This is a genomic window from Streptomyces sp. NPDC091287, from assembly GCF_044768525.1.
Taxonomy (GTDB): Bacteria; Actinomycetota; Actinomycetes; order Streptomycetales; family Streptomycetaceae; genus Streptomyces.
On record NZ_JBIVUV010000007.1, the window covers coordinates 41580 to 65489 of the forward strand.

16 protein-coding genes are annotated in these 23910 nt (G+C 71.2%); 8 read left to right on the top strand and 8 right to left on the bottom strand.

The window, feature by feature from the left end; all coding sequences use genetic code 11:
* The first annotated feature begins 181 nt into the window (after positions 1-181).
* Positions 182-1060 carry an RNA polymerase sigma factor SigF gene (locus tag ACIQRW_RS13365; RefSeq protein WP_403758567.1) on the top strand — a complete coding sequence of 293 codons (879 nt, stop codon included), beginning with the start codon at positions 182-184 and terminating at the stop codon, positions 1058-1060.
* 133 nt (positions 1061-1193) lie between these two features.
* Here the strand turns inward: ACIQRW_RS13365 and ACIQRW_RS13370 are convergent, their stop codons facing one another.
* A complete protein-coding gene (locus ACIQRW_RS13370; RefSeq protein ID WP_403758569.1) occupies positions 1194-3344 on the bottom strand; it encodes a discoidin domain-containing protein in 2151 nt (716 codons plus the stop codon).
* A 177-nt stretch (positions 3345-3521) separates the two neighbouring features.
* Positions 3522-5738, bottom strand: a complete 2217-nt coding sequence (locus ACIQRW_RS13375) for a discoidin domain-containing protein (protein ID WP_403758572.1) — start codon at positions 5736-5738, stop codon at positions 3522-3524.
* Positions 5739-6093: 355 nt separating this feature from the next.
* On the opposite strand from ACIQRW_RS13375, the gene ACIQRW_RS13380 reads away from it, so the two are divergent.
* Positions 6094-6588, top strand: coding sequence for an ATP-binding protein (locus ACIQRW_RS13380; protein WP_403758575.1), 495 nt, complete (start codon positions 6094-6096; stop codon positions 6586-6588).
* Between the two features lie 132 nt (positions 6589-6720).
* Here ACIQRW_RS13380 and ACIQRW_RS13385 read toward each other — a convergent pair whose 3' ends face one another.
* Both ACIQRW_RS13385 and ACIQRW_RS13390 read right to left on the bottom strand, forming a co-directional pair.
* Positions 6721-7716 carry a helix-turn-helix domain-containing protein gene (locus ACIQRW_RS13385; RefSeq protein WP_403758578.1) on the bottom strand — a complete coding sequence of 332 codons (996 nt, stop codon included), beginning with the start codon at positions 7714-7716 and terminating at the stop codon, positions 6721-6723.
* A 120-nt stretch (positions 7717-7836) separates the two neighbouring features.
* Positions 7837-9360 carry an alpha/beta fold hydrolase gene (locus ACIQRW_RS13390; RefSeq protein ID WP_403758581.1) on the bottom strand — a complete coding sequence of 508 codons (1524 nt, stop codon included), beginning with the start codon at positions 9358-9360 and terminating at the stop codon, positions 7837-7839.
* Between the two features lie 200 nt (positions 9361-9560).
* Here ACIQRW_RS13390 and paaK point away from each other — a divergent pair, with 200 nt between their 5' ends.
* The 4 genes from paaK (at position 9561) to ACIQRW_RS13410 (ending at position 13493) form a co-directional block, all read left to right on the top strand.
* Entirely contained in the window at positions 9561-10856 is a 1296-nt protein-coding gene (gene paaK / locus ACIQRW_RS13395) for a phenylacetate--CoA ligase PaaK (protein ID WP_403758584.1), read from the top strand.
* Positions 10857-10966: 110 nt separating this feature from the next.
* Positions 10967-11845, top strand: a complete 879-nt coding sequence (locus ACIQRW_RS13400) for an ABC transporter substrate-binding protein (protein ID WP_403758587.1) — start codon at positions 10967-10969, stop codon at positions 11843-11845.
* Positions 11842-12723, top strand: coding sequence for an amino acid ABC transporter permease (locus ACIQRW_RS13405; RefSeq protein WP_403758590.1), 882 nt, complete (start codon positions 11842-11844; stop codon positions 12721-12723). The genes ACIQRW_RS13400 and ACIQRW_RS13405 overlap by 4 nt, the downstream gene beginning before the upstream one ends.
* Positions 12720-13493 (top strand): amino acid ABC transporter ATP-binding protein, encoded by a 774-nt coding sequence (locus tag ACIQRW_RS13410; RefSeq protein ID WP_403758594.1) that lies wholly within the window; start codon positions 12720-12722, stop codon positions 13491-13493. The genes ACIQRW_RS13405 and ACIQRW_RS13410 overlap by 4 nt, the downstream gene beginning before the upstream one ends.
* 143 nt (positions 13494-13636) lie before the next feature.
* Here the strand turns inward: ACIQRW_RS13410 and ACIQRW_RS13415 are convergent, their stop codons facing one another.
* On the bottom strand, positions 13637-15136 hold the full coding sequence (locus tag ACIQRW_RS13415; RefSeq protein WP_403758597.1) for an acyl-CoA synthetase: 1500 nt from the start codon (positions 15134-15136) through the stop codon (positions 13637-13639).
* Between the two features lie 154 nt (positions 15137-15290).
* On the opposite strand from ACIQRW_RS13415, the gene ACIQRW_RS13420 reads away from it, so the two are divergent.
* On the top strand, positions 15291-17705 hold the full coding sequence (locus tag ACIQRW_RS13420; RefSeq protein ID WP_403758600.1) for an acylase: 2415 nt from the start codon (positions 15291-15293) through the stop codon (positions 17703-17705).
* Positions 17706-17881: 176 nt separating this feature from the next.
* Here the strand turns inward: ACIQRW_RS13420 and ACIQRW_RS13425 are convergent, their stop codons facing one another.
* Together ACIQRW_RS13425 and ACIQRW_RS13430 are read right to left on the bottom strand one after the other, a co-directional pair.
* Entirely contained in the window at positions 17882-19432 is a 1551-nt protein-coding gene (locus ACIQRW_RS13425; protein WP_403758603.1) for an acyl-CoA synthetase, read from the bottom strand.
* Positions 19429-20538, bottom strand: coding sequence for an NAD(P)H-dependent flavin oxidoreductase (locus ACIQRW_RS13430; RefSeq protein WP_403758605.1), 1110 nt, complete (start codon positions 20536-20538; stop codon positions 19429-19431). The genes ACIQRW_RS13425 and ACIQRW_RS13430 overlap by 4 nt, the downstream gene beginning before the upstream one ends.
* Before the next feature lie 224 nt (positions 20539-20762).
* Between ACIQRW_RS13430 and ACIQRW_RS13435 the strand changes: the two genes are divergently transcribed.
* Positions 20763-22727: a serine hydrolase gene (locus ACIQRW_RS13435; RefSeq protein ID WP_403758607.1), complete on the top strand. Its 1965-nt coding sequence runs from the start codon at positions 20763-20765 to the stop codon at positions 22725-22727.
* Between the two features lie 67 nt (positions 22728-22794).
* Here ACIQRW_RS13435 and ACIQRW_RS13440 read toward each other — a convergent pair whose 3' ends face one another.
* Positions 22795-23883 carry a LacI family DNA-binding transcriptional regulator gene (locus ACIQRW_RS13440; RefSeq protein ID WP_403758610.1) on the bottom strand — a complete coding sequence of 363 codons (1089 nt, stop codon included), beginning with the start codon at positions 23881-23883 and terminating at the stop codon, positions 22795-22797.
* Between the last annotated feature and the right edge of the window lie 27 nt (positions 23884-23910).

A 23910-nucleotide genomic window follows, 5' to 3' on the forward strand; every position in this document is an offset into this window, starting at 1 on the left:
ATGCGGGCTTCTCCTTCCGGCTCGAACTCGGTTGCCGCGGGAACCCGGGCGGGGGTCACTGTTCGGGGCCGCGGTGCCTCGCGACCGAGCCGAAGCAGTACTTCCCCTACGTGTGGTGAGCCGCCGACAGGGTAGGCGCGCCCGTGCACGGGGGCCGACGGCATTTACGGAGGACAGCATCATGTCGACACCCACGGAAACTGTGGTTTCCCATGCGACCGCCCCCGCTGCCGGTGCCACCCGCGCTCCGGAACTGCCGCAGATCGATGATCCCCGAAAGGTCGCGCCGAAGGACGCCCGGGCACTGGGTGCCCTGTTCTTCGAGCAGTTGCAGGTCCTGGAAGAGGGCACGCAGGAGTACCAGTACGCGCGGAACACATTGATCGAGATGAACCTCTCCCTGGTGCGTTTCGCCGCGAAGCGGTTCCGCAACCGCGGCAGCGGCGAGATGGAGGACATAGTCCAGGTCGGTACGATCGGCCTGATCAAGGCGATCGACCGCTTCGAACTCAGCCGCGAAGTCGAGTTCACCTCCTTCGCGATCCCCTACATCGTCGGCGAGATCAAACGGTTCTTCCGCGACTCCACCTGGGCCGTCCACGTACCCCGCCGACTGCAGGAACTCCGGGTGACTCTGGCCAGGGCGAAAGAAGACCTCGCCGGCCGGCTCGACCGTGACCCCACAGTCACCGAACTCGCCGCGCACCTGGACCTCACCGACGAAGAGGTCATCGAGGGCCTCATCGCCTCCAACGGCTACACCGCCGGCTCCCTCGACCTGCCCATCGGCACCGAACAGAACAGCGCCGAGACCATCACCTACGGAGACATCAAGGGCGATCTCGACCCGGCCATGGAGCTCTTCGAGGACCTCCACGCCCTGGCCCCGCTCCTGGAAGACCTTGACGACCGCGACCGCGAGATCGTAGCCATGCGCTTCGGACAGGAAATGACCCAGGCCCGGATCGGCGAACAACTCGGCATCTCCCAGATGCACGTCTCCCGGCTCCTGACCCGCATCCTCACCCAGCTCCGCAAGAACATGCTCGCCCCGAACTGACACACCACGAGCCCCCACCCGCACCAGCCACTTCGCAGCACTGTGCCCCGCCGAGCTGACGCTCGGCGGGGCACAGCAAGGGCCGAATCGACCAACAGCGTCCGCGCCGGAACGGCCCCCGGGATGGCCCCGATCAGCTGTAGACGCCGAACTCGTGCAGTGAGTAGCCCCAGCCCGTGCCGCGGGCGGTGAGCTGGAGCCGCACGTGGCGGGCCGTTTCGGTCAGGGCGATGGTGTCGATGTCACCGTTGCCGGACGTCGTGGTGTGGACCGTGCGCCAGGCATTGCCGTCGTCCGAGACCTGGACCTCGTAGGACTTGGCGTAGGCCGGGTCCCACACCAGCTGCAGGGTGCGGACAGGCATCCGCGCACCGAGGTCGACCGCTATCCACTGCGGGTCGCTCCAGTCGCTGGCCCAGCGGGTGTCGGTCCTGCCGTCCGTGGCGCGCTCCGGCGGGCAGGGGCAGTCACCGTACGAGGCCTGGGAGCTTGAGGCGGTGGTGGCCTTGCCCAGGGCGACATTGGTGCCGGTCACCGGCGGGGCGACGACCTTGACCGACTTCGTCTCGATGCCGGCGTTGCCCTTTCCGTCCTCGGACTGGATGTAGACCTTCCACACTCCGAGCTTCTCGGGAGCGGTGACCGCGAACGTGCCGTTGCCCGTGGACCTGAACTGCGCCGGAACGAGCCGCTTGTCGCCGTTGGCGTAGTTGCCGCTGAGGAAGATCTTGTTGGTGAGCTGGTCGCCCTCGGGGTCGCGGATGTCCGCGCGGACGGTGAACTCCTTGCCCGCAGGGGCCGACCCGGCCGGCGTCACCGTCATGTCGGTGATGACCGGCGGCAGGTTGTCACCGGCGTTGGAGCCCGTGTACGCCTTCTTCACCGAGTAGTACGACAGCCGCTTGAGACCGTCGGGGATCAGGTTGAACCACACCCCGCCGAAGTCGTGCTCCAGGCCGTAGTGGAAGAGGGTCGCGCCCAGGGCCACGCCCCGGTGGCCGGTGATGCAGTCCCAGGCCTTGGTGTAGCCGTCGCGCTTCTGCACGTCGGTCGGCTCGTCGGGAACACCGTTGGCGTCGTCGGGCACCTCCCACTCACCCGCGGGGCCGCTCTCGGTGATGAGGTAGGGCTTGGTGTAGCCCCCCTCCTCCCAGTCCTGCTGGACACCGCACGTGTCGCCGTAGGCGTTCATCGAGTACAGGTCGAGGTCGGGGGCGTTGCGCTTGTAGTACGGCCAGGCGCCGGTCCACGCGTCGGTGGAGGTCACCGGGTGGTCGGCGTCGATGGAGTGGATCTTCTTGGCCGCGTCGTTGACGAACGTCGTGTAGGCGTTGCGCTGGGCTTCCAGCTCTGCGCCGCTGTAGCAGTTCTGGAGGCCGAGGACGGACTCGTTGCCGACGTTCCACATGAGGGTCGCGGGGTGGTTCTTGTAGGTCTCGACCCACTTGGCGATCTCGGTGAGCATGGTCGACTTGTACGCGGTGTCGGTGACGTAGTTGGCGCAGCCGCCGCTGCCGGGGCCGCCGCCGGGCTGGAGCCAGAAGCCGTTCATGACCCGCAGGCCGTTCGCGGCGGCCGCGTCGAGAAGCGGCTTGGTGCTGGCGTCCGTGCCCCAGGTGCGGACGGTGTTGACGCCCATCGACTTCAGGTCGGGCATGTACTTCGAAGCGTCCGCCATCGACGGGCCCCAGGTCAGGCCTTTGACGGTGTACGGCTGTCCGCCGACGGTGAGCTGCCACGCGCCCTGACCGCCGGTGACCTTGACGGCGCCGCCGGGCGGGGGCTCGGTGGTGCCCTGGGAGCCGTAGACCTGGAACTCCCAGAGGGAGTAGCCGTATCCACCGGGGCGTGCGGTGCCGAGCATCCGAACGTACCGGCCGGAGCCTGCGAGGGCGAGGTCGTCGGTGCCGCCGTCGCCGTCGGTGACCTTCTTCAGGGTGGTCCAGTCGGTGCCGTTGTCGCTGGCCTGGATCTCGTAGGCCTTCCCGTAGGCGCCCTCCCAGGTCAGTACGGCCCGGCTCAGGTCGGACCTCTTGCCGAGGTCGATCCGGATCCACTGCGGGTCGGACCACTGGCTGGCCCAGCGGGTGCCGGTGAGATTGCCGTCGACGGCCTGGGCGGCGGAGAGGCCGTCGCCCTCGTTCGAGGAGGCGGTGGCGGTCTTGCCCTGGGAGATCAGGGGGTCGGCGGCCCGTGCCTCGGTCGGCGCGGTGATGAGCGTGAGGGAGGAGGCGAACAGCGCGCCGAGGGTCAGGGTGAGAGCGGGTCTGCGCAGGGAGAGCATGGCGGCTCCTGAGGAGGATGAGGGAACACGGACGGCCGCCGTCGGGGAGGACGGCGGCCGTCCGTAGGAGAGAGGGTCGGCGGGTGAGCCCTCGCCGCGAGGGGGGTCCCCCCGGGCCGACAGTCAGGATCGGCCCGGGGGTCGTCCACCGCGGGTGGTTTCACCGCGGGGGACGGATCAGGGGAAGGAGACCAGGGTGGACGGCACGGTCGAGGTGCCGGCCGGGACCGTGGAGGCTCCGGTGTTGTTGATGACGTGGTTGTAGTGGCCCATTCCGCCGAGTGAGACGACGAGGAGGCTGTGGAACTTCACGCCCGGCTTCACCGGGGCCTTGAAGCCGTGGTCCTGGCGGATGGTGGAATCGACGTTGTAGTTGCAGTAGCTGCCCATTCCCCAGCCCTCGTGGACGTCGACCGAGTCGTCGACGCGGTAGGCGGCGAAGCCCTTCGTGTCTCCGTTCTGGATTGCGGCCTGGTTGGGTGCGTCGTACGCCTTCTCGTTCTGGTAGAAGATCGTCCGGCCGCGCTCGCCGTACCATTCGACGTCGTACTTGTTGAAGTGCTCCACGAAGAGGCCGGTGGCGAGCACGTCGTCGCCGTACACCTGGACCCCGTAGTCGGCGCGGTTGGTCTCCCAGCCGACGCCTTCACCGTGGTCGGCGCGCCACACCCACGTGTGGTCGATGATCACGTCGTCGCTGTGGACGGCGATGGAGGTGGTGGCCTTGCCGGCGCCCGCGCCGCCGATGCGGACGTAGACGTCCTGCACGGTGGTGGGGTTGGTGGCGTGGTCCGCGGAGGAGTTCTGCGGGCCGACCTCCAGCAGGGTCGGGGAGTTGACCGTACCGGCGTCGATGAGGAAGCCAGCGAGCTTGACGCCGTCGACGTCGGCGACCTTCATCGCGGTCACCCCGTTGTCCGGGATGATCGTCGCGAGGCCGAGGCCGAGAACGACCGTGTTCGCGCGGTTGACGTTGATGGTCTGGTCGACGTGGTAGATGCCCGGGGTGAAGAGCAGGTTGAGCCCCTGGGACAGCGCCTGGTTGATGGTGGCCGCGGTAGCGCCCTCCTTGACGACGTAGAACTTGTCCAGGCCGATCGAGGTGCCCTGCGGGGTGCCGTTCCAGGAGACGCCGCGGGCGTTGGTGCGCTTCTCGGGGACGAAGACCTTGTACGTGTTGCCGTCCAGGTAGAGGAACGGCTTCTCCCGGGAGATCGGGGTGTTCTGGAGAGTGGTGTAGCGGGGTTCGGGGAACGAGTTGGCGGGTGCGCCCTCGACCCCCGAGAAGGTCTGGTTCCAGACGGAGTTGGACCAGCCGCCGATCGCGCTGTCGCGGGTGTACCACTGCTGCTGCGAGTAGTTGCCGATCTGGCCGTCCACCTTGGAGTCGGCGATGTAGCCGCCGCTGGCCCAGCCGTACCCGTTCGGGGCGAGGTTGAGGCCGCCCTTGACGTGCATGCGGCGGAAGGAGGCCGCCTGCGAGACTGCCCAGCGGTTGGTGCCGCTGACCGGGTTCACGGCGAGGTTCTCTGCCGAGCGCCAGAAGTTCTGCGTCGCGTTGCCGTTGAACCAGCCGGCGTCGACGGTCACGTCACCGTTGATCGTGGTGTCGTCGGGCTTGAGGCCGAGGCCGGAGATCGAGGTGTAGAAGCCGATCTCCGCGTTGAGGTTGTTGTAGGTGCCGGGCTTGAAGAGGAACTGGTGGCGGCCGTTGCCGAAGTGCGCCGCCTCCTGCTCGTCGAACACCTGGTCCAGTTTGGCTTGGATGTTCGGCGTGGAGGGATCGAATACGTGCACGTTCGGGCCGAGGTCGCCGCCACCGGGCAGCTGCGGGCCGTCGGTGCCGCCGGACTCGCCGTAGACCTTGAACTCCCAGAGTGAGAAGCCGTATCCGGTGGCGCGGGCGGTGCCGTACACCCGGACGTAGCGGGCCTCACCGCTGATGTTCAGGGTGTCCGTGCCACCGTCGCCGTTGGTGGTCTGGTAGGCGGTCGACCAGTCGGAGCCGTTGGTCGAGAGTTCGACGCGGTAGCCCTTGCCGTAGGCCGTCTCCCAGTCCAGGACCACCTGGCTGAGCTTCGTGGTCGCGCCGAGGTCGACGCGGATCCACTGCGGGTCGGAGGCGGCGCTGGACCAACGGGTGGTGGCGTTCCCGTCGACGGCCGAAGTGGCCGGGGTGCCGTAGTTCTCCTCGCTGGAGGCGGTGACCGGCTTGCCCTGGGACAGCAGGACGGGTGCGGCCTCGGCCCTCGCGGCGGGGACGAAGGCAAGAAGGGTGGCGGCCAGGGCGGTGACCATCGCGGCGACGACGCCGCGGGAGACCGGTCTGGGGGTACGGCGGCGGCCGGGGCCGTAGGGCACCGGGGTCGCTGGGGATAGGCCGACTGCGGGCATGCGGGGGCTCCTCGAGATGAAAACCTATGCGGGAGAGCGCTCTCCCGGAACCTTGCCCGTCGCTTCAGTCGCGGTCAAGAATTCTGACGCGACTTTCCTTTCGACTTGTATTAAGTCACCGCCTCCGCGGAGGCCCTGACGTCCGGTCAAACCGCCCACGGAGGAGGCGACCGGCCGGCCGCGGAGTCGGACCGACAGGAGAGGCGTCTGCCGGAGCCGCACCGCGCGTAGTCCGGGCTGAAACACCGTCTCCGGACTCCCGCGCTCGGGTCCTGTCTGAAATGAGCGGCGGCGGGTAGGCGGGAGAGGTCCCACTCGCAGTGAACGCGGGTGGTTGTGGACGGGGGCCCGCTTCATGGAGCAGTTGATGATGTACGGCAGGACCGAGCAGGAGCGTCGGGAGGCGGCCGGCACGAGCACCATGCAAGGCAGCGCCGCATACGAGATGGCCTCGGGTGAGGTCGCGCGCGCCCGAGGATTCGTGCGGGACTTTCTCTCCCGGGCTCGGGCCCTGCACGGGGAGTCCGTGTCCCAGCGGGCGGTGGACGTGGCGCAGCTGGTGGTGAGCGAGCTTGCCACGAACGTGTGCAAGTACGCGCCGGGTCCGTGCCTGCTGGACCTCGAGACCGACGGCAGCATGCTGAGCATCACCATGTGGGACTCCGGCGCCGTACTTCCCACAGCTTCGCCCGCCGATCCGACCCGAGTGGGCCGGCACGGGTTGGAGCTGGTGCTCAAGGTCTGCCAGAGCTTCGAGATCCGCCGGGAGCCCGTCGGCAAACGCGTCCGCGTCCAGCTCTCCCTCCACGACAGCCCCAGCGGAAACCCGGCCGGCCAGACGACTTGGTAAAACCCCCTCGTCAGTGCCGCCGGAGCGCGATGCAGTCGCGCCGTGAAGCGCCTGGTCGGGGGCGGGGGCGAGTGCGATGTCGGCGTGGGCGTGATAGCGGGCGACGATCAGAGCGGTGAGGCCGCTGGAGGCTCAGCGCACCGGGTCTGTTCGCTCCCGGAGCCTGGCCTCGCGGTAGTCACGGGGAGACATGCCCTGGGCGGCTCTGAACACCCGGCTGAAGTGGGCGGGGACACCGAAGCCGCAACGCGCGGCGATCGTGTGCACCGGGGTGCCGACGAGGCGGGGGTCGGCGAGGTCCAGGAGGGCCCGTTCGAGGCGGCGTCGCCGGATGAGGGCGGCCACCGTGGTGCCCTCCCGGTGGAACAGCCGGTGCAGCTGCCGGGTGGAGATGTAGTGCGCGGCGGCGACGGCCCCCGGGGTGAGCCGGGGGTCGTGGAAATTACTGCCGATGAAGGAGCGGATGGCCAGGACGAGGTTGCGGGTGCGGGCCTCCGGCGACAGGGCCGTCTCCCGGTCGAGCTCGCCGGCGAGCAGTCCGGCCGCCAGGTCGAGCAGGACCCGGTGCAGCCGGGCCGCGTCGGCGGGACCGTAGTCGTCCGCCTGGTCCACCAGATGTGTGACGAACTGGGTGAGCAGCGCGCCGAAGCCGTGGCGGCCGGACAGGCACCGGCCCAGCACCTCGTCCAGGGACGTGTTCATCGGAAGGGGCAGCAGCGACCGGGGTATGTCCACGCCCACCCCGACGATCGGCTCGTCGTCGGTCCTGACGCCGCTGGGTCTGGACGTGTCGAGAAAGTAGAGGTCGTGCGCTTCGACCGCGCTGCGCACCCCGCCCTGTTCGACGTGCATGGCCCCGCTGCCGGGCAGCACCAACGTCATGTGGAGCAGCCCCGGGTCGGACTGCCGGATCAGCCGGGGCGTGCGCCGGAAGCGGGACGCGTGCAGGCGGGCGGGCCACAGGAGGGTGTCCTCGATGCGCAGGAGCCGGTGGTCGGCCCAGAAGTCGTCGGCGTGGGAACTGGTGATCTCCATGGGCGCGATCACGTTGTTCATGTACTGCTGCCAGCCGGCGAACCGGTCGCTCGGCTGAAGGGCATCGGTCCGGAATAACGCTTCGGTCAGCACGCGCCGTCCCTTCTTTCGTTCCGCGCGGTCTCTTCCCTTACCGCCGTGCTCCTCAGGATCATTCATCGGAAGCCGCTCAACAACCACCGCCGCCCGTGGACTTGGCCGCGCCCGGCCGGGTCAGGAGAGCCCGAACGACCGGATCGCCGCGAGGAACTCCTCCGGCCGTTCCGTGTGGATGAGGTGCCCGGCGTCAATGGTGACCAGCTCGGCGTCCGGTATCGCCCGGACCAGTTGCGCGAGATCCGCCTGGTCGATGTGGCTGGTGGGGCCGCCCCCGATGACGAGGGTGGGCGCGGTGATCTCCGGGAACCGCCTCCGGACCGCCGGGTCGGGGTCGTTCAGCTGGACGTCGATGTCGGGGACGACGGGCCAGTCGAAGTCGAGCGCGCCCTCCGGGCGGACGGAGGGCGGCCGGGGCGGGTCGAGCGGGTGGAGGGGCGGCGCGTCCTCGATGACCAGCCGTCCGATCAGGCCCGGTTCCCGCTGGGCCAGGAGGTAGGCGGCCACCCCGCCCATGGAGTGCCCGACGACGGTCGCGCCGGCCAGGTTGCGGGCCTCCAGGAAGGCGTGCAGGTCGTCGCGGAACATCTCGAAGGAGTAGCGGCCGGGCCAGTCGCTCAGCCCGTGGCCCCGGAAATCGGGGGCGTACACACGGTGGTCGGCGGCCAGGTCCTCCGCGATCCGGGTCCAGGTCCCGCTGGAGCCCGCCCGGCCGTGCAGGAGGACGACGGGCGGGGACGGCTCCTCGCCCCACACCCGGTACGCCAGCCGGGCCCCGCCCGCCTGCACCGTACGGATGTCGGGGTCGAGGAAGGCCTCCACCGTACGGGCGAAGGCTCCCGGGTCGTCCAGCCACGGGAAGTGCCCGGCGCCCCGCTGGACGACGAACTCGGCGCCCGGGAAGAGCGCGGCGAGCTCCGTGGCCCGGTCCGGGCTCGGGTGGCCGTCGTACTCCCCGGCGAGAACGAGAACCGGCACGGCCAGGGCGCGCAGGGCCCCGGCGGTGGTGGCGGGATCGAAAGCCCCTGCCCCGGCGTAGAGGCCGCGCGCCTCCGCGTTGGTCTGCCCGGCGGAGGCCTCGGCGTGGGCGCGAGCAGCCGCGTCCCAGCGGCCGTAGGTGAGGGGTCGGACGGCGGGCCACAGCTCGGCGAACGGTCCGCCGGCGAGCAACGCTTCCTGGGCGGCCCTGGCCTCGGGGTACCAGGGCTCGTCGCGCCGCAGCTCGGCGGCCTCGCGGAGGTCCTGGTCGCTGATCTCGATGCCCACGGACCGGGTGCTGGGCGTGATGAGGGTCAGGGTGCGCAGCCGGTCCGGGTGGCGGGCCGCGTACAGCAGGGCCAGGTCGGCCCCGGCGGAATGCGCCAGTACGTCGATCCGGTCGAGGCGAAGGTGTTCGCGCAGCGCCTCCACGTCGTCCACGAGGCGGTCGCAGCGGTACGTCGAGGGGTCCTCGGGCACACCGGAGTCGCCGGTGCCGCGGAGGTCCAGCGACACGAGCCGGCGCCGGGCGGCGAGCCCTCCGAGGTCACCGAGATATGCGCTCGCCCGCATCGGCCCGCCGGGCAGGCAGATCAGCGGCTCCCCCTCCCCCACCAGGTGATAGGCGAGCGGGGTCGTGTCGTGCGCGGAGAAGATCGGCATGCTCCCCATCCAAACAGGAAGCCGTGAGCGGGCGCACCGGACTTCGCCGCGGGCTGATCCGCCGCGAACCCCGCGTACCTCTTGCCAGCACCCCCGGCCGCCTGAATTACTGCTCCCAGGAAGATCGACCGAATGATCGGTCGCCGCCTTGCGGCCTGTTTGTCATGTGTTGGCCGCCTGTTTCGGAGGGAAGGGCCCTGATGACGGCCATGCTGGACGCGGCGGAACGGCTCGGTCGTGGCGAACTGGCGACCCTGCAACTGGAGCGGCTCCGAACCACGCTGCGCCACGCGTACGACAACGTCCCCTTCTACCGGCACGCCTTCGACAGCGCGGGGCTTCGGCCCGACGACTGCCGGGCGCTCGCCGATCTGGCCCGGTTCCCGTTCACCGTGAAGGCGGATCTGCGGGACAACTACCCGTTCGGGATGTTCGCGGTGCCGGAGCACGAGGTGCGCAGGATCCACGCCTCCAGCGGCACGACCGGACGTCCGACGGTCGTCGGTTACACCGAACGGGACCTGGACATCTGGGCGGACGTGGTGGCCCGTTCGATCCGGGCGGCGGGCGGGCGGCCCGGCCACAAGGTACATGTGGCGTACGGATACGGGCTGTTCACCGGCGGGCTCGGGGCGCACTACGGGGCGGAGCGGCTCGGCTGCACGGTGATCCCGGCGTCCGGGGGCATGACCGCGCGCCAGGTCCGGTTGATCCAGGACTTCCGGCCCGAGATCATCATGATCACGCCGTCGTACATGCTGACGCTGCTGGACGAGTTCGAGCGGCAGGGCGTCGATCCGCGTTCCACGTCGCTCAAGGTGGGGATCTTCGGCGCGGAGCCGTGGACCGAGGGGATGCGCCGGGAGATCGAGGACCGGTTCTCCATCGACGCGGTCGACATATACGGGCTCTCCGAGGTGATGGGCCCGGGGGTCGCGCAGGAGTGCGTGGAGACGAAGGACGGGCTGCACATCTGGGAGGACCACTTCTATCCGGAGGTCGTGGACCCGTTCACCGGTGAGCTGTTGCCGGACGGCGAGGAGGGGGAGCTGGTCTTCACCTCGCTGACCAAGGAGGCGATGCCGGTGATCCGCTATCGCACCCGGGATCTGACGCGGCTGCTGCCGGGGACGGCGCGGACGTTCCGCCGGATGGAGAAGGTCACCGGCCGCAGCGACGACATGGTGATCCTGCGCGGGGTGAACCTCTTCCCCACCCAGATCGAGGAGATCGTGCTGCGTACGCCGGCCGTCGCCCCGCACTTCCAGCTGCGGCTGACCCGGCGCGGGCGGCTGGACGCGCTGACGGTCTTCGCGGAGGCACGGGCGGACGCGACGACCGACGAACGGGAGAAGGCGGCGCGGGCCATCGCGGCGGCGGTGAAGGACGGCATCGGGGTGTCGGTGAGCGTCGAGATCGTGGATCCGGAGTCACTGGAACGCTCGGTGGGCAAGATCCGGCGGATCGTGGATCTGCGGGAGTCCGGCACGGGCTGAGACAGCGCCGGTGACCGGCCTGTTCACACCACCGCAACACCCGTTCCCACTATGCGGACAGCTGCCGGGAAGTCTCGACAGGGAGGGCCGGGCACTGCCAGTCTCCCGCTATGCGTCTCGCCAACCGGTCCCTGGTCACCGCCCTCTGCTCCGCCGTCGCCCTCTCCGCCGCCCTCACGGGCTGTGCCCCGCAAGCGGAGGAGAAGGCACCGGACCGGGCCGCCGGTGCGACGGCGTCCTGCGCGCCCGGCCGGCTCGCCACCCAGGTGTCCGGCAAGCTGACGGTGGGCACCGACAAGCCCGCGTACGCCCCCTGGTTCTCCGACGACGAGCCGTCCAACGGGAAGGGCTTCGAGTCGGCGGTGGCGTACGCCGTGGCGAAGCGGCTCGGCTACGGGAGCGACGCGGTGGTGTGGCAGCACACACCGTTCAACAGCGCGTTCGCGCCCGGCGCGAAGAAGTTCGACTTCGACATCAACCAGGTCTCCATCAGTGAGGAGCGGAAGAGGGCCGTCGCCTTCTCCTCCGGCTACTACGACGTGCGCCAGGCGGTCGTCGCGCTGAAGTCGTCGAAGGCCGCGAAGGCGACGCGGGTGACCGACCTCAAGGACGTGAAGCTCGGCGCACAGGTGGGCACCACCAGTCTCGACTTCATCACCGACCTGGTGAAGCCGAGCGAGAAGCCCGCCGTCTACCAGCGCAACGACTTCGCCAAATCGGCGCTGAAGACCGGTCAGGTGGACGCCATCGTCGTGGACCTGCCGACCGCCTTCTACATCACCGGGGCCGAGGTGCCGGAAGCCGAGGTGGTGGGCCAGTTCGCCGCGCCCGCCGGAGATGCTGAGCAGTTCGGTCTGGTCCTGGACCGGGAGAGCACGCTCACCGCCTGTGTCAGCGGTGCGGTGGACGCCCTGCGGGAGGACGGCACGCTCGCGGACCTGGAGAAGAAGTGGCTCTCCGAGGCCGTCGACGCGCCGGTGCTCAAGTGACCCTGTACAAGACGCCGGCCGTCCAGGAGGACGGCTACGTCCCCTCCGAGCGCCGGATCGCCCGCGAGCGGTACCGGCGGGCCCGCACCCGGCGGGCCACCGCGATCGCCGCGACCAGCACCCTGGTGACGGGCGCGGTGTTGTTCCTGCTGATCACGGGCTCACCCGGCTGGACCCGTACCAAGGAGACGTTCTTCAGCGCGCATTACGCGCGCGTCGCCTTCCCGCAGGTCATGGAGGGGCTGTGGCTGAACCTCCGGCTGCTGGCCGTGTGCGGTGCGGCCGTCCTGGTGTTCGGCCTGCTGCTGGCGGTGGCGCGTACCCTGCGCGGGCCGGTCTTCTTCCCCGTGCGGGCCCTGGCCACCGCGTACACCGACTTCTTCCGGGGGCTGCCGCTCATCATCTGCCTGTTGATGGTGGTGTTCGGGGTGCCCGCCCTGCGGCTGGAGGGGGTGACCACCGATCCGGTGCTGCTGGGCGGCGGCGCGCTGGTGCTGACGTATTCGGCGTACGTCGCCGAGGTCTTCCGGGCCGGCATCGAATCCGTGCATCCCTCGCAGCGGGCGGCGGCGCGTTCACTGGGGCTGAGCGGCGGTCAGGCGCTGCGCTTCGTGGTGCTGCCGCAGGCGGTGCGGCGGGTGGTGCCGCCGCTGCTGAACGACCTGGTGTCGCTCCAGAAGGACACCGGGCTCGTCTCCATCGCCGGGGCGGTGGACGCCGTGTACGCGGCGCAGATCATCGCGAGCAAGGACTTCAACTACACCCCGTACGTCGTCGCGGGTCTGGTCTTCGTGGCGTTGACCATCCCGATGACCCGGCTCACCGACTGGGTGACGGCCCGGATGGACCGGCGGCGGGCCCAGGGAGGGATCGTATGAGCGTGACACCGGCCCCGGAAGCGGCCTCTCCGGTACTGCGGATGGAGGCGGTCCGCAAGTCGTTCGGGGCGTCGCCGGTGCTGCGGGACGTCGACCTGGAGGTCGCCCCGCATACGGTGACCGCCCTGATCGGCGCCTCGGGGTCCGGGAAGTCGACCCTGCTGCGCTGCGCCAATCTCCTGGAGGAGATCGACGACGGGGCGATCTGGCTGGAGGGCGAGGAGATCACGGACCCCCGGGCCGACGCGGACGCGGTGCGCCGCCGGATCGGCGTGGTGTTCCAGGCGTACAACCTCTTCCCGCATCTGACCGTCCTGCAGAACATCACCCTGGCCCCGCGCCGCGTCCACGGGCTGACCCGGCCCCGGGCCGAGGCGGAGGCCCGGGAGCTGCTGGAGCGGCTGGGGCTCGGGGCGAAGGCGGACGAGTACCCGGACCGGCTCAGCGGCGGTCAGCAGCAGCGGGCCGCGATCGTCCGGGCGCTGGCGGTACGCCCCCGGCTGCTGCTCCTGGACGAGGTCACGGCCGCCCTGGACCCGGAACTGGTGGGCGAGGTGCTGGGTCTCGTACGGGAGGTGAAGGAGGACGGCATGACGATGGTCATCGCCACCCACGAGATGGCGTTCGCGCGCGAGGTCGCCGACCAGGTGTGCTTCCTGGACGCCGGGGTGGTGCTGGAACGCGGCACGCCCGAGGAGGTGTTCGGCGCGCCCCGCCAGGAGCGCACGCAGCGGTTCCTGCGGCGGATCGTGGAGGCGGGGCGGCTGTAGCGGCCGGTTGGGGAAATCGCCGGCTTCAGGAAGTGGTCGGTCTCGGAAAGCGGTCGGTCTCAGGAAGCGGCCGATCTCAGGGAGCGGCCGGTCTCGGGAAGCGGCCGGTCGCGGAAGCGGCCGATCTCAGGAAGCGGCCGGTCTCAGGCCAGCTCGTCCCGCAGTTGCCGCTTGAGGATCTTTCCGCTGGCGTTGCGCGGGAGCGCCGCCACGAACACGACGCGCTTGGGCGCCTTGAAGGCGGTGAGCTTCTGGCGGGCGTGGGCGATGAGTTCGCTCTCGTCCGCCTCGCCGCGCAGGACGACGACGGCGGTGACGGCCTCGATCCAGCGGTCGTCGGGGAGGCCGATGACGGCGGTCTCGGCGACGGCGGGATGAGTGTAGAGGGCGTCCTCGACCTGGCGGGAGGCGACCAGGACGCCGCCGGAGTTGATGACGTCCTTGACCCGGTCGACGACGGTGAGGAAGCCCTCGGCGTCGCGGACCGCGAGGTCGCCGGAGTGGAACCAGCCGTCGCGGAAGGCGTCCGCCGTCTCCTCGGGCTTGTCCCAGTAGCCGGAGCACAGTTGGGGCGAGCGGTAGACGACCTCGCCGGCGGTGCCGTCGGGGACGTCCTCGCCCTTCTCGTCGACGACCCGGGCCTCCACGAAGAGGACCGGCCGGCCGCAGGACTCCATCCGGCCCTCGTGCTCGTCGGGGCCCAGCACGGTGGCCAGGGGGCCGATCTCGCTCTGGCCGAAGCAGTTGAAGAAGGCCAGGTGCGGGAGGCGTGTCCGCAGTCGCTCAAGGACGGGCACGGGCATGATCGAGGCCCCGTAGAACGCCTTGCGCAGACCGGCGAGGTCGCGGGCGGCGAACTCCGGGTGGTTGGCGAGGCCGATCCAGACCGTGGGCGGGGCGAACAGGCTGTCGGCCTCCCCCGCTTCCACGAGGTCGAAGATCGTGGCGGCGTCCGGCGCGTCCAGGATGGTGTTCTCCGCGCCGACCGCCAGATACGGCAGCAGGAACACATGCATCTGGGCCGAGTGGTAGAGCGGCAGGGAGTGCACGGGCCGGTCTGCGGCGTCGAGGCCGAGCGCGGTGATCGCGCTGACGTACTCGTGGACCAGGGCCCCGTGCGTCATCATCGCGCCCTTGGGCAGCGCGGTGGTCCCGGAGGTGTACAGCAGCTGCACCAGGTCGTCGGAGGCGGGCGGGCGCCGCGGGGTGAAGGCCCGTTCCGTCTCCAGGGCGTCGAGCAGCGAGCCGGGGGCGTCGCGCAGCGCGCGGGCCGGGAGTCCGGCGGGGAGTCGCGCGGCGAGGCCCGGGTCGGTCAGGACGAGGGAGGAGCCGGACTGGTCGAGGAGGTAGGTCAGGTCGTCGCCGATGAGGTTCTGGTTGACCGGTACGTGGACGAACCCGGCCCGTGCGCAGGCGAGGAAGCCGATCAGATAGGCGTCGGAGTTGTGCGCGTAGGCGGCCACCCGGTCGCCGGGGGCGAGCCCGTGCTCCTCGGTGAGGACGGCGGCGGCCGTGGAGACGGCGGCGTCCAGGGAGCGGTAGGTCCAGGCCCGGCCGGCGTAGCGCACGGCGGTCCGGTCGGGGGTGCGCCGGGCGCTGCGGGTGAGGACGCCGTCGACTGTGCTGCTGCGTACACCTGTCATGGCGTGATCCTGTGCGGCCCGGCCCCCGGGGGTCAAGAGGCTGGATACCGACCAGACGGTTGACAGTTCCCGGGGCTCCCTGGCTGAGTGGCGCGTGGCTGTCCGGGCGGTCCGGACCGGCCACCGTGCCACCCGTACCGCTGGGAGGAACACCTTGACGTTACGCAACCGTCTGAGACTGCTCGGGGTCGCCGGTCTCGCCCTGTTCACCGTGTCGGCGTCGCTGCCGCCGGCCGCCGCGTCCGGGGCCCCTGAGTCGCGGCACCCGTCCGGGGACGGTCTCTCCGCCGTCATCCGATACACGGAGTACGGCATTCCGCACATCGTGGCGAAGGACTACGCGCAGCTGGGGTTCGGCACCGGCTGGGCGCAGGCCGCCGACCAGGTGTGCACGCTGGCGGACGGCTTCCTCACGGTGCGCGGGGAGCGGTCGAGGTTCTTCGGCCCGGACGCCGCCACGGACTACTCCCTCTCCTCGGCGGCGACGAACCTCTCCAGCGACCTGTACTTCCGGGGCGTCCGGGACAGCGGCACGGTGGAGAAGCTGCTCAAGGAGCCCGCGCCCGCCGGTCCGAGCCGGGACGTCAAGGAGACGATGCGCGGCTTCGCCGCCGGGTACAACGCGTGGATAGCGCAGAACCGGATCACCGACCCGGCCTGCCGGGGCGCGTCCTGGGTACGCCCGGTGACGGCACTGGACGTGGCGGCGCGCGGCTACGCGCTGGCGGTGCTCGGCGGCCAGGGGCGCGGGATCGACGGCATCACGGCCGCGCGGCCGCCGACCGCCGCTCCCCCGGCGGCCGGGGTCACGCCCGAGGAGGCGGCGACGGCGGCGAAGCGGCTGCTGTCGACGCAGAACGCGGACATGGGGTCCAACGCGGTGGCCTTCGACGGCTCCACCACGGTGAACGGGCGCGGGCTGCTGCTCGGCAACCCGCACTACCCGTGGCAGGGCGGACGCCGCTTCTGGCAGGTGCAGCAGACGATCCCCGGCGAGCTGAACGTGTCGGGCGCGTCCCTGCTGGGCTCGACGACGATCTCGATCGGGCACAACGCCGACGTGGCGTGGAGCCATACGGTCGCCACGGGCGTCACGCTGAACCTGCATCAGCTCAACCTCGATCCGGCCGACCCGACCGCCTATCTGGTGGACGGCAAGCGGGAACGGATGACGAAGCGGACAGTGAGCGTCCCGGTGAAGGGCGGGGCCGACGTGACCCGCACCCAGTGGTGGACCCGCTACGGGCCGGTGGTCACCTCGATGGGCGCGGCGCTGCCGTTGCCGTGGACGGCGACCACGGCGTACGCGCTGAACGACCCGAACGCGACGAATCTGCGGATGGCGGACACCGGTCTGGGCTTCGGCAAGGCCCGCTCCACGGGTGACGTCGAGCGTGCGCTGCACCGGTCGCAGGGCATGCCGTGGGTGAACACGATCGCGGCGGACCGGGCGGGTCACTCGTTCTTCTCCCAGTCGCAGGTGCTGCCGAGGATCACGGACGAGCTGGCGGAGCGCTGCTCGACCCCGCTGGGCCGGGCCACCTACCCTGCTTCCGGCCTCGCGGTGCTGGACGGTTCGAGGGCGGACTGCGCGCTGGGCAGCGACCCGGACGCGGTGCGGCCGGGGATCTTCGGCCCGGGCCGGATGCCGGTGCTGAAGAACCAGCCGTACGTGGAGAACTCCAACGACAGCGCGTGGCTGACGAACGCGGATCGGCCGCTGACCGGGTACGAGCGGGTCTTCGGCACGATCGCGACACCCCGGTCGATGCGGACGCGAGGCGCGGTCGAGGACGTCGCGTCGATGGCGGACCGGGGACGGCTCCGGGTCGGGGACCTTCAGCGGCAGCAGTTCGCCAACCGTGCGCCTGCCGGGGATCTGGCCGCCTCCGAGGCGGCGAAGTGGTGTGCGGCGCTGCCGGGCGGCACGGCCGTGGGCACCGACGGGACGCCGGTCGACGTGTCGGCCGCCTGCCGGGTGTTGCGGCGCTGGGACCGGACCGTGGACAGCGACAGCCGGGGCGCGCTGCTCTTCGACCGGTTCTGGCGGAAGGCGTCGTCGGCGCCCGCCGCCGAGCTGTGGAGGACCCCGTTCGATCCGGCCGACCCGGTGCGCACCCCGCGCGACCTGAACACGGCCGCGCCCGTCCTGGGCAGGGCCCTGGCGGACGCGGTGGCGGAACTGCGGGCGGCGGGCATCCCGCTCGACGCGCCGCTGGGCGAGCACCAGTTCGTCGTGCGGAACGGCAAGCGGCTCCCGATCGGCGGCGGGACGGAGTCGCTGGGCATCTGGAACAAGACCGAGCCGCGGTGGAACGCGTCGGGAGGCGGCTATACGGAGGTGTCCTCGGGCTCCAGCTACATCCAGGCGGTCGGCTGGGACGACAGCCGCTGCCCGGTGGCCCGGACGCTGCTGACGTACTCCCAGTCGGAGAACCCGAAGTCGCCGCACTACAGCGACCAGACCCGGCTGTACGCGGGTGAGCGCTGGGTGACGTCCCGGTTCTGCGAGAAGGACATCGCACGCTCGCCGGCTCTGCGGGTGGTGCGGGTGCACGAGCGGCGGTAGGCCAGGTCCGGGAGGGCTGTGGGTCACATCCGGGAAGGCTATTGGCCAGTCCGGGGGGCCTCAGCCCGGCCCGGGAGGCCCCGCAGCTCGGCCCGGGAGAGCCCTCAGCCCGGCCCGGAAGGGGCACGGTCCAGTCCGGGAGGGGCGCGTTCTGCCCCTCCCGGACCCGGTCGCCGCTACAGCGGGCGTTCGAAGCCCTCCCAGTACGGTTCGCGCAGCCGCCGTTTGTAGAGCTTGCCGTTGGGGTCGCGGGGCATCGCGGCGATGAAGTCGAGGCTCCGGGGCCGTTTGTACCCGGCGAGCCGTTCCTCGCAGTGGGCGAGGATCGCGGCGGCGAGCGCGTCCGACGGCTCGTGGCCCTCGGCCGGTTCGACGACGGCCTTGACCTCCTCGCCCCGGTCGGCGTGGGGGATGCCGAAGGCGGCGGCGTCCGCGACGGCGGGGTGGGTGAGCAGGGCCGACTCGATCTCGGCGGGGTAGATGTTGACCCCGCCGGCGATGATCATGTCGATCTTGCGGTCGCGGAGGAAAAGATAGCCGTCCGCGTCGAGCACGCCGAGGTCGCCGACGGTGAAGAAGTCGCCGATACGGTTCGTGCGGGTCTTCGTCTCATCCTTGTGGTAGCTGAAGCCGCCGGTGCTCATCTTCATGTAGACGGTGCCCAGTTCGCCCGCCGGGAGCCGGTTGCCGTCGTCGTCGAAGACGGCCAGCTCGCTGATCGGCCAGGCCTTGCCGACGGTGCCCGGCTTCTTCAGCCAGTCCTCGGAGGTGGCGAACGCTCCCCCGCCCTCGCTGGCCGCGTAGTACTCCTCGACGCAGCTCCCCCACCAGTCGATCATGGCGCGTTTGACGTGGTCGGGGCAGGGGGCGGCCCCGTGGATGGCGTGCCGCATGGAGGAGACGTCGTAGCGGGCCTTCACCTCGTCGGGCAGGGCGAGCAGCCGGTGGAACTGGGTGGGGACCATGTGGGTGTGCGTGCAGCGGTGGGCGTCGATGAGGCGGAGCATCTCCTCCGGGGACCAGCCGTCCATCAGGACCAGCGGGTGGCCGATGTGGAGTGCCGCGCCCGCGAACTGGAGCACGGCGGTGTGGTAGAGCGGTGAGCAGACCAGGTGGACGTTGTCGTCGAACGGGCGGATACCGAAGATGCCGAGGAACCCGCCGAGATAGGTCTCCTCGGGGCGTTTGCCGGGCAGGGGGCGTCTGATGCCGCGCGGGCGGCCCGTGGTCCCCGAGGTGTAGTTCATGACCCAGCCGAGGGTGCGGTCCTCGGGCGGGGTGGCCGGGTGGCCTTCGAGGAGTTCGGCGTAGGGGCGGCAGCCGGGGACCGTGCCGACGCCGTAGCGGTGGGTCGCGGGCAGTTCCGCCTCGTCGGCGGCGGCCGTGGCGGTGGCCGCGAAGCGTTCGTGGGCGATCAGGACACGGGCCCCCGAGTCGGCGACGATCCAGGCGATCTCGGGGCCGACGAGGTGGTGGTTGACCGGGACGAGGTAGAAGCCGGCCTGCGAGGCGGCGAGGTGGGCGGTGAGGAGTTCGACGCCGTTGGGCAGCACGACGGCGAAGGCGTCGCCCTCGCGCAGTCCGGCCGCGCGCAGTCCGTGGACCATGCGGTTGACGTCGGCGTGGAGCCGGCCCGCGCTCCACTCCTCGCCGTCGGGGGCGATCAGGGCGGTGCGGTCGGGGTCGGCGGCGGCCTGGGCCCAGAAGCCGTTGGGCGGCTGGTTCACGTGGCACTCCTTCCGGCGATGCGGTTCATGCGGGTGACGGCCCGTTCGAAGCCGCGGGTCAGGTCGTCGACGACGGCCCGGACGCTGCGTTCGCTGGTCATCCGGCCGACGATCTGCCCGACGGGTGTGCCCAGCAGTTCGCCGACCTCGTACTTCTGGATCCGGGAGACGGCCTCGGCGACCAGCAGCCCCTGGAGCGGCATGGGCAGGGTTCCGGGCCCTGCCGCGTCGTCCCAGGCGTCGGTCCACGCGGTACGGAGCTGGCGCGCGGGTTTCCCCGTGAGGGCGCGGGAGCGGACGGTGTCGCCGGAGCCCGCGGCCAGGAGCTTGGCGGTCAGGGCCGGGGAGTGCAGGTCGGCCTCCTCGGTGGTGAGCCAGAGGGAGCCGAGCCAGACGCCCTGCGCGCCGAGGGCGATCCCGGCGGCGGCCTGTTCGCCGCTGCCGATACCTCCGGCGGCGAGCACGGGCAGGGGGGCGACGGCCTCGACGACTTCGGGGACCAGCACCATGGAGCCGATCTCCCCGGTGTGGCCGCCCGCTTCGTACCCCTGGGCGACGACGACGTCGATGCCCGCCTCCGCGTGCCGCCTGGCGTGCCGGGCGCTGCCGGCCAGGGCGGCGACGAGGACCCCGTGGCCGTGGGCCCGTTCGATGACGTCGGCGGGCGGGGAGCCGAGGGCGTTGGCGAGGAGTTTGATCGGATAGTCGAAGGCCACGTCGAGCTGGTTCCGGGCGACTTCCTCCATCCAGCCGGTGATCCGCCAGCCGGACACCTCCCCCGCTGCCAGTTCGGGCACGCCGTGCCGGGCCAGGAGCTCCCGCACGAATCCGCGGTGCTCGGCCGGGATCATCGCCTCGACGTCCGCCTCGGTGACGCCCTCGACCTTCTTGGCCGGCATGACGACGTCGAGGCCGTAGGGCTTGCCGTCGGCGAGGTCGTGCAGGCGGTCCAGGTCGCGCGCGAGATCCTCGGGAGCGGTGTAACGCACCGCTCCGAGCACACCGAAGCCCCCGGCTCTGGTGATGGCCGCGGCGACCTCGGGGAACGGCGTGAAACCGAAGATGGCGTGCTCGATTCCCAGTTGGCGGCTCAGTTCCGTCTCCATGGGCGGCAGGATGCCGCAGCGGGGCGGCCGAGGGAAGACTTTTTCTGATGCAGCGTCAGATTCTTTGCGGGCCGGGACGCACCCGCGAGCGCGGGGGTGACAGTAATCTCTGCGGCGGCAGGAACTTTCACTGCTCGGCGAGATTTCGGAAGTTACTTTCGCGCGGGCTCCGGCACACGGGTACGGCCCGGTGACCGGACGTCGGGCGCGGGAAGGAGTTGCGGATGACCGGGGACATGCGGGGGAACGGACGGGCGGCGGACGGCCGGGACGCGCGGGGAGGCCCGGAGCCGGCCGGGGGCCACGGCTCCACGTCCGGCCCGCGTCCGGCCGGGGGCCGGGCCACCGGCGCCCGCGCGGCCGGACGCGGCATCGCCCGGCGGCGGCTGGGCGGCGGGATACTGGCGCTGGGCGGTGCCCTCGCGCTGACGCCGATCCCGCTCGCGGGCGCGGCCGACCGGGGCGGGCCGCGCACGGGGACTGCGGACAGAGCGGCGGGCATGGGAGCGGGCATGGAGTCAGGGGCACACCGGCCCACGCTGCGGCGCGGGAGCGCCGCGCGCGCCGGGCTGCTCCAGGAGCCGCTGGACCAACTCGTCCGGGACGCCGAGGCCTACCTCGACGACTCCCCCGCGCACCCCTGGTACGCGGGCGCTGTGCTGCTCGCCGGGCGGGGCGGAACGGTGGCGCTGCACCGGCCGATCGGCAAGGCGGTGCGCTATGCCGCGTACGACGAGAAGACCGACACCGGGGTGGAGTTCCCGGCGGACCAGCAGATCGCGATGGCCGAGGACACCGTCTTCGACCTGGCCTCGATCTCCAAGCTGTTCACCTCGCTCCTGGCGGTCCAGCAGATCGAGCGCGGGGCGCTGGAGCTGGAGGCCGCGGTCGCCACGTATCTCCCGGACTTCGCGGGCGGCGGCAAGCAGGACGTCACCGTCCGTCAACTGCTGACGCACACCTCGGGTTTCCGTTCATGGATCCCGCTCTACGCGGAGCCGACTCGGGAGGGGAAGCTCCGGATGCTGTGGGAGGAGGTCCCGGCGAGCACCCCGGGCAGCGCGTATCTCTACTCCGACCTCAACCTGATCTCGTTGCAGCTGATCCTGGAGAAGATCACCGGCCGCCCACTGGACGCGCTGCTCCGCGACGAGATCACCGCCCCGCTCGGGATGCACCGCACCCGCTACAACCCGCCCGACTCCTGGAAGCCGAAGATCGCGGCGACCGAGGACGCCCGGCTGCCCTGGTCCGGTCTCGATCGCGGCCTGGTCTGGGGCGAGGTGCACGACGAGAACGCCTACAGCCTGGACGGGGTGGCGGGCCACGCCGGGGTGTTCTCCTGCGCCTGGGACCTCGCGATCCTCGCCCGGACGCTCCTTAACGGCGGGGTGTACGGCCGCTCCCGCGTCCTGTCCGACGAGTCGGTCGACCTGCTGTTCACCGACTTCAACACCGCGTTCCCGGGCGACGAGCACGGCCTCGGCTTCGAGCTCTACCAGCACTGGTACATGGGGGCGATGGCGACCCCGCGCAGTGCGGGGCACACCGGATTCACCGGGACCAGCCTGGTGCTCGACCCGTCGACCGACACCTTCCTCATCGTGCTGGGCAACTCCGTCCACCCGGTGCGGAGTTGGCGCTCGGGCAGTGCGCCCCGGGTGGCGGCCGCCAACCAGTTGGCGCGGGCCGTTCCGGTCCGGCCCGAACGGGGGCGTACGGCGTGGTTCTCCGGGATGGCGAGCGCGTCCACCGCCACCCTGACCCTGCCCGCCCTGCGTCTGGACTCCGCACGGGCCCGCCTGGAGTGCGCACTGTGGTGGGACACCGAACCGGCCGCCGACGGCCTCTTCCTGGAGGCGTCGGCGGGGCAGGACTGGCAGCCGGTGCCGTTCACCACCCTCGCGCCGGGCCCCGGCCACCGGCCGGATCCGCAGCCGCACCCGGCCGGCTCGGTGACCGGCTGGTCGGGGCGCGTCTGGCACCGGCTGGAGGCGGACCTGACGGCCTGGCGCGGCCGGGACGTCACCCTGCGCTGGCGCTACGCCACCGACCGGCTGTACGTGGGACGCGGCGCGTACGTGGACGGGCTGCGGGTCCGCGACGGCGCCCGCACGGTCTTCGACGCGGAACGGCCCCGGGACGCCGGCCGGATCGAGGCGACGGGCTGGGTACCCTCGGCGGACTGAGCCCGCGCCCGGACGGGGAGGGGCGTCGGCGGCCGACGCCCCTCGCACCGCCGGAGCGGCCGCGCCCTCACGTCACCGCGTCCGCCTGCGCGTCCGCCCGCGCGGGCAAGGGCGCGGGTACCGGCGCGGTCGACTCCCGGACCACCAGCCGCGGGCGGATCAACAGGGAGCGGCCGGCCGAGGGCGCCGACTCGATCCGGGCGCGCAGTTGCTGGAAGGTCTCCGCCGCCATCTCCGGCAGCGGCTGGCGGACGGTGGTGAGCGGCGGCTCGAAGAGATCGGCGAGCAGGATGTCGTCGAAGCCGACCACCGACACATCGCGCCCGGCGGTGCGTCCGGCGTCCTTGGCGCCCCGGCAGATCCCGATCGCGCACATGTCGTTGATGGCGACGAACGCGGTGGGCGGGCGGGGCCCGGAGAGCAGCTCGCGGGCGGCGTTGCGGCCCAGTTCGGCCGCGTCCTTGTCACCGAACTCGGTGGTGTCCGCCCCGGGCCAGACCGTGGCGTCGGCCGGGTCGAGCCCGGCCTCCTCCAGCGCGGCGCGGAAGCCCCGCAGCCGCTCGCGGCGGTTGACGCTGTTGACCGAACCGGAGACGAAGGCGAGTCTTCGGTGGCCGAGTTCGAGGAGATGGCGGGTGGCCAGCTCCGCCCCCATGGCGTTGTCCACGCTGATGCTCGCCAGTGACGGCGGGTCGCCGGCCTGGGCCGTGCGGTCGAAGGCGACCATCTTCAGACCCCGGCTGAGCAGCGGCTCGACGTGTTCGAGGGAGGGCAGCGAGGAGCAGAGCACCACTCCGCTGACCCCGTCCGCCAACAGCTCCTCGCCGTACTTGAGCTCCCGCGCGGGATCGCGCTCGCTGTTGCAGAGCAGCACGTGGTACCCCTCGGCGAGCGCGATGGCCTCCAGCTCCCGCGCGAGCGACCCCCAGAACGGGTTCGCCACGGACGGCACGATCAGGCCGATCACCTTGATCCGGCCCGTGCGCAGCATCCGCGCCGCACGGTTGGGCCGGTAGCTCAGCCGCTCGATCGTCTGCTCGACACGGGCCAGGGTGGCCGCCTGCATACGGTCGGTGCGCCCGTTGAGGACGTTGGAGACCGTACTCGCGGAAACGCCCGCAGCCGCCGCGACCTGATGGATCGTTACCCCGCTCATGCCACCTCCGATTGGAAACTCCCTGAC

Bases quoted from the DNA above. Each gene is read 5' to 3' on its own strand.
- ACIQRW_RS13380 (WP_403758575.1), top strand. From the start codon at position 6,094: ATGGAGCAGTTGATGATGTACGGCAGGACCGAGCAGGAGCGTCGGGAG.
- ACIQRW_RS13435 (WP_403758607.1), top strand. From the start codon at position 20,763: ATGACCGGGGACATGCGGGGGAACGGACGGGCGGCGGACGGCCGGGAC.
- ACIQRW_RS13415 (WP_403758597.1), bottom strand. From the start codon at position 15,136: ATGACAGGTGTACGCAGCAGCACAGTCGACGGCGTCCTCACCCGCAGC.
- ACIQRW_RS13375 (WP_403758572.1), bottom strand. From the start codon at position 5,738: ATGCCCGCAGTCGGCCTATCCCCAGCGACCCCGGTGCCCTACGGCCCC.
- ACIQRW_RS13430 (WP_403758605.1), bottom strand. From the start codon at position 20,538: ATGGAGACGGAACTGAGCCGCCAACTGGGAATCGAGCACGCCATCTTC.
- ACIQRW_RS13390 (WP_403758581.1), bottom strand. From the start codon at position 9,360: ATGCCGATCTTCTCCGCGCACGACACGACCCCGCTCGCCTATCACCTG.
- paaK (WP_403758584.1), top strand. From the start codon at position 9,561: ATGACGGCCATGCTGGACGCGGCGGAACGGCTCGGTCGTGGCGAACTG.
- ACIQRW_RS13400 (WP_403758587.1), top strand. From the start codon at position 10,967: ATGCGTCTCGCCAACCGGTCCCTGGTCACCGCCCTCTGCTCCGCCGTC.
- ACIQRW_RS13440 (WP_403758610.1), bottom strand. From the start codon at position 23,883: ATGAGCGGGGTAACGATCCATCAGGTCGCGGCGGCTGCGGGCGTTTCC.
- ACIQRW_RS13365 (WP_403758567.1), top strand. From the start codon at position 182: ATGTCGACACCCACGGAAACTGTGGTTTCCCATGCGACCGCCCCCGCT.
- ACIQRW_RS13370 (WP_403758569.1), bottom strand. From the start codon at position 3,344: ATGCTCTCCCTGCGCAGACCCGCTCTCACCCTGACCCTCGGCGCGCTG.
- ACIQRW_RS13410 (WP_403758594.1), top strand. From the start codon at position 12,720: ATGAGCGTGACACCGGCCCCGGAAGCGGCCTCTCCGGTACTGCGGATG.